The following is a 14,753-nucleotide window of genomic DNA, read 5'->3' on the forward strand; positions in this document are numbered from 1 at the left end:
CGCGGTAGTTTTTCCCCATGTTCTCCAAAGTGCTCGTCGCCAACCGCGGCGAAATTGCGATCCGCGCGTTCCGCGCCGCCTACGAACTAGGTGCTGGAACTGTTGCGGTGTTCCCGTACGAGGATCGGAACTCGATCCACCGCCTGAAGTCTGACGAGAGTTATCAGATCGGGGAGAAGGGTCACCCGGTTCGGGCGTACCTGTCGGTGGAGGAGATCGTGGCCGCGGCAAAAAATGCCGGCGCTGACGCGATCTATCCCGGTTACGGGTTCCTGTCCGAGAATCCGGATTTGTCGGCGGCGTGTGCGGAGGCGGGCATCAAATTCGTCGGCCCGTCCGCGGAGATCCTCGAGCTGACCGGAAACAAGGCGCGGGCGATTGCGGCGGCGAAGGCTGCGGGTCTGCCGGTGCTGGCGTCGTCGGAGCCGTCGTCGGATATCGACGAGTTGCTCGCGGCGGCCGAGGACATGACGTTCCCGATCTTCGTGAAAGCCGTCGCCGGTGGTGGTGGCCGCGGTATGCGCCGCGTCGCCGAGCGCTCACTGCTCAAGGAATCCATCGAAGCCGCGGCGCGTGAAGCAGAATCCGCCTTCGGCGATCCGACGGTGTTCCTCGAGCAGGCCGTCATCGATCCCCGCCACATCGAGGTCCAGATCCTCGCCGACGAGCACGGCAACGTCATTCACCTGTTCGAGCGCGACTGCTCGTTGCAGCGTCGCCACCAGAAGGTGATCGAACTCGCCCCGGCCCCGAATCTGTCGGAAGAGTTGCGGGCCAAGATCTGCGCCGATGCCGTGGCATTCGCGAAGCAGATCGGTTACACGTGCGCCGGCACGGTCGAGTTCCTTCTCGACACCCGTGGCAATCACGTCTTCATCGAGATGAATCCGCGAATCCAGGTGGAGCACACGGTCACCGAAGAGGTCACCGATGTCGACCTCGTCCAGTCGCAGCTCCTGATCGCGTCCGGTTCCACCCTCGACGACCTGGGTCTGACGCAGGACTCGATCAAGCTGCGCGGCGCGGCGCTGCAGTGCCGCATCACCACCGAGGATCCCGCCAACGGGTTCCGCCCCGACACGGGCCGGATCACCGCGTACCGCACCCCGGGTGGTGCCGGTATCCGCCTCGACGGCGGCGCAACACTCGGCGCCGAGGTCGGTGCATACTTCGACTCGATGCTGGTCAAGCTCACCTGTCGTGGACGCGACCTCGAGGCTGCCGTGGCGCGTGCGCGTCGCGCGGTCACGGAGTTCCGGATCCGCGGCGTATCGACGAATATCCCGTTCCTGCAAGCTGTTCTCGACGACCCGGACTTCAAAGCGGGGCGGGTCACCACCTCGTTCATCGAGGAACGTCCCCACCTGTTGACGCAGCGCTCCTCGGCAGACCGCGGTACCAAGATCCTCACGTACCTCGCCGACGTCACGGTCAACAAGCCGCACGGTGAACGCCCGTCGGCGGTGTACCCGCAGGACAAGCTCCCCAAGATCGATCTCTCGACTCCGCCGCCCGCCGGTAGCCGCCAGCGGTTGCTCGAACTCGGTCCGGAAGGATTCGCGAAGGCACTGCGTGAGCAGAAGGCTGTTGCGGTCACCGACACCACGTTCCGTGACGCACACCAGTCGCTGTTGGCCACCCGCGTCCGTACCAGCGGCCTGCTTGACGTCGCCGGTCACGTTGCCCGGTTGACGCCGGAACTGCTCTCGATCGAAGCGTGGGGCGGCGCGACATACGATGTGGGACTTCGCTTCCTGCACGAGGACCCGTGGTACCGGCTCGCCGCACTGCGTGAAGCGATCCCGAACATCAACCTGCAGATGCTGCTGCGTGGACGAAACACGGTGGGCTACACGCCGTATCCCGAAAAGGTCACCCGCGCCTTCGTGCAGGAAGCCACCGACACCGGTATCGACATCTTCCGAATCTTCGACGCGCTCAACAATGTCGACCAGATGCGGCCGGCCATCGACGCGGTCCGCGAGACCGGTACGGCTCTGGCCGAGGTGGCGATGAGCTACACCGGCGATCTGTCGGATCCGAACGAAACGCTCTACACCCTCGACTACTACCTGAAACTGGCCGAGGAAATCGTCGATGCCGGCGCTCACGTCCTGGCGATCAAGGACATGGCCGGTCTGCTCCGCGCGCCGGCCGCGACCAAGCTCGTGACCGCGTTGCGCTCCAACTTCGATCTGCCGGTGCACGTGCATACGCATGACACCCCCGGTGGGCAGTTGGCGACGTACTTCGCCGCCTGGCAGGCGGGCGCCGACGCTGTCGACGGCGCCTCGGCTGCTCTGGCCGGCACCACCAGCCAGCCTGCGCTGTCGGCAATCGTTGCTGCTGCCGCGCACTCGGAGTTCGACACCGGACTGAATTTGCAGAACGTGTGCGACCTCGAGCCGTACTGGGAGGCGCTGCGAAAGGTGTACGCGCCGTTCGAGTCCGGGCTTCCGTCTCCGACCGGACGCGTCTACACGCACGAGATCCCCGGCGGTCAGCTCTCCAACCTCCGCACTCAGGCTGTGGCACTGGGCCTCGGTGACCGCTTCGAAGAAGTCGAAGCCAAGTACGCCGACGCCGACCGCATGCTCGGGCACCTGGTGAAGGTGACACCGTCGTCGAAGGTTGTCGGCGACCTCGCCCTGCACCTCGTGGGTGCCGGTGTTCCGTCGGAGGAATTTGCCGCCGACCCGGCCAAGTTCGACATCCCCGACTCGGTTGTCGGCTTCCTGCGCGGCGAACTGGGCACCCCGCCCGGCGGCTGGCCGGAACCGTTCCGCAGCAAGGCACTCGAAGGCCGCGGCCCCGCGAAGCCGGAGACGCCGCTCTCCGCTGCCGACGAGGCGCTGCTCGAAGGCTCGTCGAAGGACCGTCAGGGCGCGCTGAACCGTCTGCTGTTCCCCGGCCCGACCAAGGAATTCCTCGAGCACCGCGACAAGTACGGAGACACCTCGCGGCTCTCGGCGAACCAGTTCTTCTACGGCCTGCGCCGCGGCGAAGAACATCGCGTCGAACTCACACCGGGTGTGCAGTTGATCATCGGACTCGAAGCGATCTCCGAACCCGACGAGCGCGGCTTCCGCACCGTCATGTGCATCCTCAACGGACAGTTGCGGCCGGTCTCGATCCGCGATCGCTCTATTGCCAGTGACGTGCCGGTGGCGGAGAAGGCCGACAAGAACAACCCGGGCCACGTGGCGGCACCGTTCGCGGGCGTCGTGACGCTTGCGGTCAAGGAAGGCCAGAAGATCGAGGCCGGGGACACGGTGGCCACGATCGAAGCGATGAAGATGGAAGCGGCGATCACCTCACCGCGCGGCGGCATCGTCTCCCGCATCGCGATCAGCGCAGTCCAGCAAGTCGAAGGCGGCGACCTCCTCGTTGTCGTCTCCACCGGGGAGAGCGCCGCAGAGTGACACGCATCATCTCGGGACTCGCAGGCGGTCGCCGCCTGCGAGTCCCGCCGAGCGGAACCCGGCCCACTTCGGACCGGGTCCGCGAGGCTCTTTTCAGCGCGCTCGAAGCGCGTATCGACCTCGACGGTTGTGCTGTGCTCGACTTGTTCGCCGGTTCCGGAGCCCTTGGCCTCGAAGCGCTCTCCCGCGGGGCCGAGCACGTGATGCTCGTCGAGTCCGATGCAAAGGCAGCGGCAGTGATCAAGGACAACATCGGTGTGGTGGGGCTGCCCGGCGCGGTTCTACGGGCAGCGCCGGTCGCTGCCGTCGTCTCCGGTCCGAGTGCTCGTGAATACGACATCGTGATCGCAGACCCGCCGTACGCGGTGACCGACGACGCGGTGGTGTCCATCCTTGCGCACCTTCAGACCAACAAGTGGGTGGGGGAGGGCACGATCGTCGTTCTCGAACGGTCGTCCCGATCGCCGGAGACTCTCTGGCCGCACGGGTTCGAACCCGTCAAGGCGAAGAAGTACGGCGAGGCCCGGATCGAACTCGCAACCTGCTACGGTCTGGACTCATGACTGGCGCCGTTTGCCCCGGATCCTTCGACCCTGTGACCAACGGTCACCTCGACGTAATCGGAAGAGTTGCTGCGCAATTCGACGAGGTCGTGGTCACCGTGATGATCAACAAGAACAAGCGCGGAATGTTCACCGTCGACGAGCGCATCGAGATGCTCGAAGACGCGACGAGCCACCTGCCCAACGTTCGAGTGACGTCATGGCACGGGCTTCTGGTCGACTACGCGAAGCAAGAGGGCATCACCGCGATCGTCAAGGGTCTGCGCGGCGCCAACGACTTCGACTACGAACTGCAGATGGCGCAGATGAACAAGAAGCTCAGCGGTGTCGACACGTTGTTCGTCGCAACCAACCCCACCTACAGTTACCTGTCCAGCTCGCTGGTCAAGGAAGTTGCCACCTTCGGTGGTGATGTCGCTGACATGTTGCCCGCAAAAGTGCACGCCCGACTGCTCGACCGCATCGCTGAACGGGCAGCCGAAAACAGCTGATACCCGACACACCGCCCCCAGACGCACCTGGTGGGCCGATCTTCCGGCAAACTTGTCGACAAGGAACGGGCGCAGATCCAGGTGGATCGGTGACGATGTGGGCCGATAGTTGGCCGGTGAAGATTGGGGTTGCTTGTGTACCGGGTATTCGAGGCGCTTGACGAACTGGTCGCGATTGTCGAAGAGGCACGAGGCGTTCCGATGACTGCCGGGTGCGTCGTCCCACGTGGCGACGTACTCGAACTGCTCGACGATGTCCGTGACGCCATTCCGAGTGAGCTGGACGACGCCCAGGACGTCCTCGACCATCGTGACAAGTTGGTCTCGGACGCGCGTTCCACTGCGGACAAAACTGTCAGCAGCGCCAACGCGGAAGCGACGTCGACGGTCGAGAATGCCCGCGACGACGCCGATCGGATCCTGTCCGACGCAAAGGCCCAGGCGGACCGCATGGTTGCCGAGGCCAGCGCTCACGCCGACCAGTTGGTTGCCGACGCCGAGGCGGAAGCCGAGCGCACGGTTACCGACGGACGACGCGAGTACGACGCCGTCACTGCTCGCGCGCGTGACGAGTCCGATCGCATGATCGACGCAGGCAAGGCGTCGTACGACCGCTCGGTGTCCGAGGGCGCCGAGGAGCAGGCACGCCTGGTTTCCCAGACCGAGGTCGTCCAGACGGCGCGCGCCGAGTCGGCTCGGGTGATCGACGCCGCGCACGCGGAATCCGATCGGATGCGTTCGGAGTGCGATCTGTACGTCGACACCAAACTGGCGGAGTTCGAGGAGTTCCTCAACGGGACGGTGCGATCCGTCGGACGCGGTCGTCAGCAATTGCGGACGGGTTCGGGTGTGCCGGACTACCTCGACGACGATCGGCGCCAGGATCGCCGGCGCTAGGTTGTAATCCGGATTCGGCCTGCTGCGCTCTCTCGGGTATTGTTGAGTGGTTGCCCATCCAGTTTCAACAGTTAGGTGAGTTCTCTTTGTCAACGCATCGTCGTCATTCATCGCATCAGTCAACTGATGCGGGATTCTTGCTGGACACCGTCAAGTTAGGTCGGCGTCCAGGGTCGATGCGCACTGTCGAGAGAACGATCCAGTCGCCGAACCGCATTGGTCTCGATCTCATCGCGATCGAAGCAGGTTCGGACATAGATCTCGATCTTCGTATGGAAGCGGTATCCGAGGGCGTTCTCGTCACCGGTACCGTGCACGCACCCACCGCGGGTGAGTGCTCACGGTGTCTCGAGCCGTTCACGAGCGTTGTGGACGTCTATCTCACGGAGTTGTTCGCTTACCCGGACAGCGCCACCGAGGAGACAACCGAGGAGGGCGAGGTTTACCAGGTCGAAGACGAAGAAATCGATCTGGAACCGGTCATCGTCGATGCAGTCGGACTGGCGCTTCCGCTCCAGCCTTTGTGCAGTGACGATTGCCTGGGATTGTGCTCAGAATGTGGCATTCGCCTGGCGATTGCGGAATCTGGGCATGGGCATGACATACTTGATCCTCGCTGGGCTGGTCTCGCGGCCAAATTTGGCGTGGAATCAAACACCAGTGAAAATCTTGTGATCACCGAAGCCGAGGAGAAGTAGAAGTGGCTGTCCCCAAGCGCAAAATGTCGCGATCCAACACGCGGTCGCGTCGTAGCCAGTGGAAGACCACTGTGCCCACCCTCGTTACCTGCCCCAACCGTGGCTGTGGCGAGCAGACCTTGCCCCACATCGCGTGCCCGTCCTGCGGTACGTACAAGGGCCGCCAGGTAACCGCTGCTGTCTAGTTCTCCACGGAGAAAGACTATGACGAGCGACAATACAGTTTCAGCCGCTGGCGGCGAGGGCAATCACGACACGCTCCTCGCCGCTATCGGCGTCGATATAGAGCCTGGCCTCTTGACGCTGGCTCTCACCCACCGCTCGTACGCATACGAGAACGGTGGACTGCCGACGAACGAGCGCCTCGAGTTTCTCGGGGATTCCGTTCTCGGTCTCACCGTTACCGAAAATCTTTACCTGTCACACCCGGCCAAGTCCGAAGGTGACCTCGCCAAGATTCGTGCGAGCGTTGTGAACATGCACGCTCTGGCCGAGGTTGCGCGGACTCTGGGTGAAGGCGGACTCGGAGCGCATCTGCTTCTGGGCAAGGGCGAGGAAATGACGGGTGGCCGTGACAAGCCGTCCATCCTCGCCGACGGAATGGAATCCATTCTGGGTGCCATCCACTTGCAGCACGGAATCGACACCGCGCGCCGTGTGGTCCTCGATCTGTTCGACGACCTTCTGACGCGTGCTCCGCTTCTGGGTGCCGGTTTGGACTGGAAGACCAGTCTGCAGGAGTTGACCGCAGAACACAGTGCCGGTGTTCCCGTGTACGAGATCACGGCTACCGGCCCTGATCACGACAAGGAATTTACGGCCACTGTGCTCATCGGCGGCAATCCCTTGGGCGTCGGCGTCGGTCGGTCCAAGAAGGAAGCTGAGCAGAAGGCAGCAAGTACGGCATGGAAAGCGATGTCGGAGAAGGCTTCCGAGGGCGCTGCTGTAGCCGATACTTCTGTTGATCTTGCCGGTTGAGTTCTTCTCTTGCCTGAACTTCCCGAAGTCGAAGTCGTTCGCCGCGGCCTACAGTCTCACGCTGTAGGTGCGGCGATCGAAGCTGTCGAAGTTCTCCATCCCCGCGCTATTCGCCGCCACGTTCTCGGGTCAGACGACCTGATCGGGCAGTTGACGGGACAGACCATCGCTTCCGCCGAGCGCCGCGGCAAATACCTGTGGCTGGTTCTCGAACCTGCCGGTGTCGGTGTAGTGGTTCACCTCGGGATGAGCGGTCAGATGCTCGTTCAGCCGCCCACTGTGGACTGGGAAAAGCACCTCCGTATCCGACTGGCTCTGGACTCCGGAGCCGATCTTCGGTTTGTCGATCAGCGCACCTTCGGTGGCTGGTCGATCTCACCGTTGGTGGAGGTGGACGGGACCCTACTGCCGGAGTCGGTGGCGCACATCGCGCGTGACCCGATGGACGAGGCGTTCGATCTCGAATCGGTGGTGAGCGTCTTGCGCGGTAAACACACCGAAATCAAACGAGCACTACTCGATCAAACGGTCGTCTCCGGTATCGGCAACATCTATGCCGACGAATCATTGTGGCGGGCAAAGGTTCACGGCAACAGAATTGCCGAAACCCTGACAAAGCCGAAATTGCGTGAACTCGTGACGGCGGCCCGCAGTGTCATGGGTGAGGCGCTCGAGCAGGGCGGTACGTCCTTCGACGCGTTGTACGTCAACGTGAACGGTGAATCCGGGTACTTCGATCGCTCACTCTCCGCGTACGGTCAGGAAAATCTGCCGTGCCCGCGCTGCGGTGCGCCCATTCGGCGTGAGAAGTTCATGAACCGATCGTCGTTCAGTTGCCCGCGTTGCCAACCGGCACCCAGGTCGAGGCGAAACGTAGCGTAGGTCGTCGCACTTGCCACTGCAGAAGGGTGGCAAGATTGCGGCATGGCTGAACAGATCGCTGACAACGCACCAGCGCACACCGAACTCTGGGTCGAACGTACCGGCACCCGCCTCTACACCGGCAAGAGTTCGCGGGGCGCCGAAGTCCTCATCGGCTCGGAATCGGTACCGGGTGTTTTCACACCGGGTGAACTTCTCAAGATCGCCTTGGCAGCCTGCTCGGGAATGAGTTCGGACTTCCCGATTTCGCGCCGTCTCGGTGACAACTACGACGCAACCATTCGGGTGTCGGGAACCGCGGATCGTGAGAACGAGGTGTACCCGCAACTGGACGAGGTACTCGAACTCGACCTCAGCGAACTCGACGCCGATGCCCAGCAGCGATTGATCACGTTGATCGAGCGATCCGTCGACAAGGTCTGCACCGTGGGACGCACTCTCAAGGCCGGCACCAAGGTCACGTTGACCATCGACACGGAGGCCTGATGCTGCGCGCCGGCAGTGTTGTCGCTGCGATGGTACTGGGTTGTGCTGTAGCAGTGTCAACTCCGGCGGCAGCAGTGTCCACTGCGGCGGCCCTGGCCGGCGACGGTTGTGGCGAGTGGACGTCGACGCTCGTGACCTCCGGCGCGGGAATGCTCGAAAACCTGGAATTCGACGGGGCGGGTTCGATGGTGCTGTCGCAGTCGGCTCCCGTCGGGCCCGGATCGCTGCTGACCGTTGCGCCCGGCGGAAGCCGAAAGACTTTGGTGAGCAACGTGAACGGGCCTGGTGGGCTGGTTACCCAAGACGGGGCCGTGTACTTCACCACCGGAAACTCTGCAGTTTCAGGACTGTTCGGGATCGCAGACGGCACTCTCGGCAGTGTCGACGTCGCGGACGGGTCGGTGACGACGATTGCCGACGGCCTGGTGATGCCCAATGGCCTTGTGCCGCTGGACGGCAATCGATTCCTGACGACGCGAACTCTGACAAAACCTGGACTGACCGTGATCGGCAGTGACGGTTCGGCGACGGTGGTGCGCGAGGATCTCGGGACCGTCGACGGGTTGGCTCGATCGGGGCAGAATATTTTTGTGACAACAACATTCGACCTCACCACGGCAATTCACATCCTCGATGCCGACGATCTGGGCGGCGCTGTGCGGACCATTGCGTTGCCGGGGTTCGGCCCCGCGAACATGGCCGACGATCTGACCGTCGGACCGGACGGAGCGCTGTACGTGGCGTTCAACGCCGGTGGCAAGATTGTGCGTGTGGATCCGGAGTGGGGCACTTCGTGTGAGATTGCTTCCGGTTTGCCGTTGACCTCGGCGGTGAAGTTCGGCGCCGGACCGGGGTGGGATCCGAATGCGCTGTACACCACCAGTTTCCTGGGTGACGTGCACAGGCTCGAGCAGGTAGGCGGTTTTCGTGAGTGAGCCGGTGCGGTTGACGGCGTGGGTGCACGGCTTCGTGCAAGGCGTCGGGTTCCGCTGGTGGACCCGGGCTCGCGCGTTGGAATTGGGGTTGGTGGGATACGCGTCGAATCAACGCGACGGTCGGGTACTCGTTGTCGCGGAGGGCGATCGGGAGTCGCTGGAAAGGTTGCTGGAGCTGTTGCGCTCGGGCACCACGCCGGGAACTGTCGATCTGGTTGTCGACAGTTGGGACGCCGCGCGGGGAGAGTTGTCCGGGTTCGTCGAACGCTGACCGCGATGACGGTAAAGTTCTCCGCATGCATCTCAAGAGTCTGACGCTCAAAGGCTTCAAGTCTTTTGCGTCGGCAACGACTCTGCGATTCGAACCCGGCATCACCTGCGTGGTCGGTCCTAACGGTTCCGGAAAATCGAATGTCGTCGACGCGCTGTCCTGGGTCATGGGTGAGCAGGGCGCCAAGGCATTGCGCGGCGGAAAAATGGAAGACGTCATCTTTGCCGGAACCTCCGGCCGGGCGCCGCTTGGCCGCGCCGAAGTGACCTTGACCATCGACAATTCCGACGGCGCCCTTCCGATCGACTACACCGAGGTGTCGATCACGCGGCGGATGTTCCGTGACGGCGCAGGAGAGTACGAGATCAACGGCTCGTCGTGCCGATTGATGGACGTCCAGGAGTTGCTCAGCGACTCCGGAATCGGCCGTGAAATGCACGTCATCGTCGGCCAGGGCAGGCTCGCCGCGATCCTGGAATCGCGGCCGGAGGATCGCCGCGCATTCATCGAGGAAGCGGCCGGCGTGCTGAAACACCGGCGCCGCAAGGAAAAAGCCGTACGCAAGCTCGATTCCATGCAGGCAAACCTCGCCCGATTGAGCGATCTCACCGCGGAATTGCGCCGCCAACTCAAACCACTCGGGCGTCAGGCCGAGGTTGCCAGGCGCGCCCAGACTGTGCAGGCGGATCTACGTGACGCCAAGATGCGTTTGGCCGCAGACGATCTCGTGACCCGGCGCAATGCCCTTCAGGATCAAGCGCAGGACGAGAAGGCTGCGCGCGAGCAACACAATCAGGTGGCCGCCGCGCTCGACGAAGCAAACCTCGAACTCGGTCGCCAGGAGCAAGCACTGGCACGCCTGACACCCGGCGCGGAAGCTGCAGCGCAGACCTGGTTCCAGTTGTCGGCGCTGGCGGAACGAGTCAACGCCACGGTGCGTATCGCTCGAGAGCGTGCGCGTCACCTCGACTCGGAACCGGTTGGCGCGCGTGGCCAGGATCCGGACGAGATGGAGGCGCGGGCCGAGCGAATGGCTGCCGAGGAAGCCGAGCTGATCGAAGGCGTCGAGATTGCTCGTGCTGCGGCCGAGGCCGCCCGTGAACAGTTGGCCGCCACGGAAGACGCTGCAGCAGAAGCGGAACGGGCACACATGGCCGAGGTGCGCGCTGTGGCCGATCGCCGCGAGGGGCTGGCTCGACTGTCCGGGCAGGTGGATACCCTGCGCACGCGCGTCGAATCCGCGGACGCCGAAGTTGCGCGGCTCACGGAATCCATCGACGAATCCCGCCGCCGAGGGAATGATGCGGAAGCCGAGTTCGAGACCGTGCAGGAGAGCATCGGCGACCTCGACGCCGGCGAGGTCGGTCTCGACACGAATCACGAGCGTGCCGTCGAAGCGCTCACGATCATCGATGCGCGGGTTGCCGAATTGCGCGCCGAGGAGAAGTCGAGCGGGCAGCGCATCGCGTCGTTGAGCGCTCGCATCGAGGCACTCTCGATCGGGTTGGCCCGCAAGGACGGTGCGGGGTGGCTTCTGGAGCGCCACGACGGCGTCACCGGCGCGCTGGCCGACATGATTCGGGTTACGCCGGGCTACGAGAGTGCAATTGCCGCTGCGATGGGACCGGCCGCGGATGCTGTTGTCGCACAGTCCATCGATGCCGCACGATCTGCGGTGTCGGCGTTGGCAGAACACGACGGTGGGCACGCGGCGTTGATTGTTCACGGGCCGAACGACGTGGCCGCTCCGGTGGACCTGGGCCCTGGCATTCGCCGGGCCGTCGACGTGGTCGAGTGTGCAGCCGAACTGCGTGCCGGACTCAATGCTCTCCTGGGTGACGTGGTTCTGGTCGACACCCTCGACGAGGCGATGCGAGTTGTGGCCGAGCACAGTATGATTCGGGCCGTCGACCGCTCCGGGAACCTGCACGGCCGGGGGTGGTTCGTCGGCGGTTCCGATCGACGGCCGAGCACGCTGGAAACCCAAGCGTCCATCGACGCATCCGCGGCCGAGTTGGCGCAGACACAACTGCGGGCCGAAGAGTTGGACGCAGCCTTGGCCGGCGCTCTGTCCGAACAGGCAGCCCGGCAGGAAACCGCAGAACAGACTCTTGCCGCACTCAACGAATCCGATGCGGCGATCTCCGCGATCTACGAACAGTTGGGCCGACTCGGCCAGGCGGTGCGCGTCGCACACGAAGAATCGGAGCGACTGACGCTGCACCGCAGTCGCGCCGAAGCCCGTCGAGTCGAATCTCTCACTGCGCTCACCGAACTGGAGGAACGCCTTCGCCACGCGGAGAACAACGGCGGGCTCGAAGCCGGGGAACCGGAATCAACCGTCACCGACCGGGAAATGGCGGCGGCAGCGCTCGCGGAAGTGCGCATCGTCGAAATGGATGCGCGACTCACCGTGCGCACTGCCGAGGAACGCGCCGAATCCGTTCGCGGAAAAGCTGATTCGCTGCGCCGCGCGGCGGCCGCCGAACGCGAAGCGAGAGTGCGGGCAGAACACGCGTTGCGGGCACGGGCACACGCGGCCGCCGTGGCTGCGGCAGTCGCAGAATCGGGTCTGCGAGTCGCGAGCGAACTCGAGACGGTCGTGGCGTCGGCGTTGGCTCATCGTGACGATCTGGCGCGCGCCCGCACCGAATGCGTCGCCAAGCTCGAGCAGGTTCGTGAGATCGTCAAGGCGCTGAACGGGCAACTCGCGTCGTTGACCGACGCCGTGCACCGCGACGAGGTTGCCAAAGCTCAGGCGGCGATGCGCATCGAGCAATTGGAAGAGTCCATTCTCGAGCAGTACGGAATCGGACTCGACGATCTGATCGCCGAATACGGCCCCGACGTCGAATTGCCACCGACCTCTCTCGAATTGGCGGAGTACGAAGAGGCCAAGGCGCGCGGCGAGCAGGTCACGGCTCCGGCGCCCGCCCCATACGACCGCGCCACGCAGGAGCGTCGGGCCAAGCGGGCCGAGAAAGACCTCGCGACCCTCGGCAAGGTCAATCCGCTGGCACTCGAGGAGTTTGCCGCACTCGAAGAGCGGTACACCTTTCTTTCCACCCAACTCGAAGACGTCAAAACAGCACGCAAGGATCTCCTCGCGGTGGTCGCCGACGTCGACGCCCGGATCCTGCAAGTGTTCACCGAGGCGTACACCGACGTCGCCCGTGAGTTCGTCGGTGTCTTCGAGACACTGTTCCCGGGCGGCGAAGGCCGACTTGTCCTCACCGACCCGTCGGACATGCTCACCACCGGCATCGAGGTGGAAGCGCGACCGCCGGGAAAGAAAGTCAAACGGCTCTCCTTGCTCTCGGGTGGAGAGAAATCCTTGACAGCGGTGGCCATGCTCGTCGCGATCTTCCGGGCTCGGCCGTCACCGTTCTACGTCATGGACGAAGTGGAAGCCGCACTCGACGACACCAACCTGCGCCGCCTCATCGGACTCTTCGAACAGTTGCGGGAAAAATCGCAGTTGATCGTGATCACGCACCAGAAACCCACCATGGAAATCGCGGATGCTCTGTACGGAGTCAGCATGCGTGGCGACGGCATCACGACGGTCATTTCCCAGCGATTGCGAGGGCAAGACCTCGCCGTTCGGTAAGCCTTGGTCACTTTCTGTTGCCAGGCCTGAAACAATGAGCCGGTGACTACCCAGGCTTGGATCATCATCGCGGCTGTTGCGGCCGTAATACTTATTGCTCTTGTGGCGGGTTTCCTGCGCTACCGCAGCCGCCAGGTGTCGTTGAAGGCACCCGAGACGAAGCCGGAGCTCGGTGCGCCGGAGAAGGACAAGTCGGGCGGCTACAAAGCCGGCGGCGGGTTCAACTTCAGTGAGGGATCAACGGCAACGGCGCCACCGCCGGCGCCGGCTCCACCGGTAAAGCCGACTGTCCCGGAGAAGCCGGTCGTTCCGGAGAAGCCGGTCGAACCGGAACCGGTTCCGCCCGTTGTCGAAGAGCCGGTGGTTGAAAAACCGGTTGTCGAAGAGCCCGTTGTCGAAGAGCCGGTGGTCGAAAAGCCGGTTGTCGAGGAACCTGTTGTTGAAGAGCCGGTCGTCGAGACAGCTCCTGTCGCGCCGGTCGAGCCTGTTGTCGTCGAACCCGTCCCGGCCGAGCCTGTTGTCGTCGAACCCGTCCCGGCCGAGCCTGTTGTAGTCGAGCCCGCCCCGCGGGTTCTCGACGAGATCGAACCGACTGAAGGACGGCTCGATCGCCTTCGCGGCCGCCTGTCTCGTTCACAGTCTGCAGTCGGCAAGAGCTTGCTGGGTCTGCTCGGTGGTGGCGACCTGGACGAGGATTCATGGGAAGAGGTCGAGGACACCCTGCTGATCGCGGACCTCGGCTCTGCGACGACGGAGAAGATTGTCACCACGTTGCGGGCGCAGATGGCGGCCCGCAGTGTTCGCACCGAGGCGGAGGCTCGGGCGTTGCTGCGTGAGGTTCTCGTCGCAGAGCTTCGTCCGGAGCTGGATCGCTCGATCCGGGCACTTCCGCACGACAACCATCCGGCGGTTCTTCTTGTTGTCGGTGTGAACGGAACCGGCAAGACCACCACGACGGGCAAGTTGGCCCGCGTATTGGTCGCAGACGGACGACGGGTACTGCTTGGTGCCGCTGACACGTTCCGCGCTGCTGCGGCCGATCAGCTGCAGACGTGGGCCGAGCGCGTCGGTGCTGAGGTTGTTCGCGGAAAGGAAGGCGGCGACCCCGCTGCAATTTCCTTCGATGCCGTAACTCGTGGCATCGAGGAGGGCGTTGACGTCGTTCTGATCGACACCGCCGGCCGCTTGCACACCAAGACCGGTTTGATGGACGAGCTCGGCAAGGTCAAGCGTGTGATCGAGAAGAAGGCGTCGGTCGACGACGTGCTTTTGGTTCTCGACGCCACCGTGGGGCAGAACGGTCTCGCGCAGGCCCGCGTGTTTGCCGAAGTTGTCGATATCACCGGTGTTGTTCTGACCAAGTTGGACGGTACTGCGAAGGGCGGAATCGTCTTCCAGGTTCAGCATGAACTCGGGGTTCCGGTGAAGCTTGTCGGCCTCGGTGAGGGCGCTGACGACCTGGCTCCGTTCGAGCCGGGAGCGTTTGTCGACGCATTGTTGGGCTAGCGCCCCCGTGCGCC

At 63.8% G+C, this 14,753-nt stretch carries 13 protein-coding genes; all 13 read left to right on the top strand.

All coding sequences use genetic code 11. From position 1 onward, the window contains the following. Positions 1–17: 17 nt before the first annotated feature. The 13 genes from V2B23_RS23805 to ftsY all read left to right on the top strand — a co-directional run bounded on the left by V2B23_RS23805 (position 18) and on the right by ftsY (position 14,739). Complete coding sequence (locus V2B23_RS23805) at positions 18–3,422, top strand: pyruvate carboxylase (protein WP_430952553.1); 3,405 nt, start codon at positions 18–20, stop codon at positions 3,420–3,422. Continuing rightward, positions 3,419–3,985: a 16S rRNA (guanine(966)-N(2))-methyltransferase RsmD gene (gene rsmD / locus V2B23_RS23810; RefSeq protein ID WP_430952554.1), complete on the top strand. Its 567-nt coding sequence runs from the start codon at positions 3,419–3,421 to the stop codon at positions 3,983–3,985. Before V2B23_RS23805 ends, rsmD begins: the two co-directional genes overlap by 4 nt. Next, on the top strand, positions 3,982–4,476 hold the full coding sequence (gene coaD / locus V2B23_RS23815) for a pantetheine-phosphate adenylyltransferase (protein WP_033236566.1): 495 nt from the start codon (positions 3,982–3,984) through the stop codon (positions 4,474–4,476). Before rsmD ends, coaD begins: the two co-directional genes overlap by 4 nt. A gap of 135 nt (positions 4,477–4,611) precedes the next feature. After that, positions 4,612–5,373 carry a DivIVA domain-containing protein gene (locus tag V2B23_RS23820; protein ID WP_430952615.1) on the top strand — a complete coding sequence of 254 codons (762 nt, stop codon included), beginning with the start codon at positions 4,612–4,614 and terminating at the stop codon, positions 5,371–5,373. 137 nt (positions 5,374–5,510) lie between these two features. Continuing rightward, positions 5,511–6,071, top strand: a complete 561-nt coding sequence (locus V2B23_RS23825) for a YceD family protein (protein ID WP_430952555.1) — start codon at positions 5,511–5,513, stop codon at positions 6,069–6,071. A gap of 2 nt (positions 6,072–6,073) precedes the next feature. Continuing rightward, on the top strand, positions 6,074–6,256 hold the full coding sequence (gene rpmF / locus V2B23_RS23830; RefSeq protein WP_007729318.1) for a 50S ribosomal protein L32: 183 nt from the start codon (positions 6,074–6,076) through the stop codon (positions 6,254–6,256). Between the two features lie 19 nt (positions 6,257–6,275). Further along, positions 6,276–7,049 carry a ribonuclease III gene (gene rnc, locus V2B23_RS23835; RefSeq protein WP_430952556.1) on the top strand — a complete coding sequence of 258 codons (774 nt, stop codon included), beginning with the start codon at positions 6,276–6,278 and terminating at the stop codon, positions 7,047–7,049. A 9-nt stretch (positions 7,050–7,058) separates the two neighbouring features. After that, complete coding sequence (mutM, locus tag V2B23_RS23840) at positions 7,059–7,931, top strand: bifunctional DNA-formamidopyrimidine glycosylase/DNA-(apurinic or apyrimidinic site) lyase (protein WP_033236562.1); 873 nt, start codon at positions 7,059–7,061, stop codon at positions 7,929–7,931. A 42-nt stretch (positions 7,932–7,973) separates the two neighbouring features. Next, positions 7,974–8,417 (top strand): OsmC family protein, encoded by a 444-nt coding sequence (locus tag V2B23_RS23845; RefSeq protein WP_430952557.1) that lies wholly within the window; start codon positions 7,974–7,976, stop codon positions 8,415–8,417. Then, positions 8,417–9,352 carry an SMP-30/gluconolactonase/LRE family protein gene (locus tag V2B23_RS23850; RefSeq protein WP_430952558.1) on the top strand — a complete coding sequence of 312 codons (936 nt, stop codon included), beginning with the start codon at positions 8,417–8,419 and terminating at the stop codon, positions 9,350–9,352. Before V2B23_RS23845 ends, V2B23_RS23850 begins: the two co-directional genes overlap by 1 nt. A gap of 10 nt (positions 9,353–9,362) precedes the next feature. Continuing rightward, on the top strand, positions 9,363–9,623 hold the full coding sequence (locus V2B23_RS23855; RefSeq protein ID WP_430952616.1) for an acylphosphatase: 261 nt from the start codon (positions 9,363–9,365) through the stop codon (positions 9,621–9,623). Positions 9,624–9,648: 25 nt separating this feature from the next. Then, entirely contained in the window at positions 9,649–13,233 is a 3,585-nt protein-coding gene (gene smc, locus V2B23_RS23860) for a chromosome segregation protein SMC (RefSeq protein WP_430952559.1), read from the top strand. Between the two features lie 42 nt (positions 13,234–13,275). Then, positions 13,276–14,739 (top strand): signal recognition particle-docking protein FtsY, encoded by a 1,464-nt coding sequence (ftsY, locus tag V2B23_RS23865; RefSeq protein ID WP_430952560.1) that lies wholly within the window; start codon positions 13,276–13,278, stop codon positions 14,737–14,739. The last annotated feature ends 14 nt before the right edge of the window (positions 14,740–14,753 follow it).

It is taken from the genome of Rhodococcus sp. 24CO (genome assembly GCF_050586165.1).
Taxonomy (GTDB): Bacteria; Actinomycetota; Actinomycetes; order Mycobacteriales; family Mycobacteriaceae; genus Rhodococcus_F.

Coding starts and splice junctions, on each gene's coding strand:
- V2B23_RS23805 (WP_430952553.1), top strand. CDS start 18: ATGTTCTCCAAAGTGCTCGTCGCCAACCGCGGCGAAATTGCGATCCGC.
- coaD (WP_033236566.1), top strand. CDS start 3,982: ATGACTGGCGCCGTTTGCCCCGGATCCTTCGACCCTGTGACCAACGGT.
- rnc (WP_430952556.1), top strand. CDS start 6,276: ATGACGAGCGACAATACAGTTTCAGCCGCTGGCGGCGAGGGCAATCAC.
- V2B23_RS23845 (WP_430952557.1), top strand. CDS start 7,974: ATGGCTGAACAGATCGCTGACAACGCACCAGCGCACACCGAACTCTGG.
- V2B23_RS23850 (WP_430952558.1), top strand. CDS start 8,417: ATGCTGCGCGCCGGCAGTGTTGTCGCTGCGATGGTACTGGGTTGTGCT.
- smc (WP_430952559.1), top strand. CDS start 9,649: ATGCATCTCAAGAGTCTGACGCTCAAAGGCTTCAAGTCTTTTGCGTCG.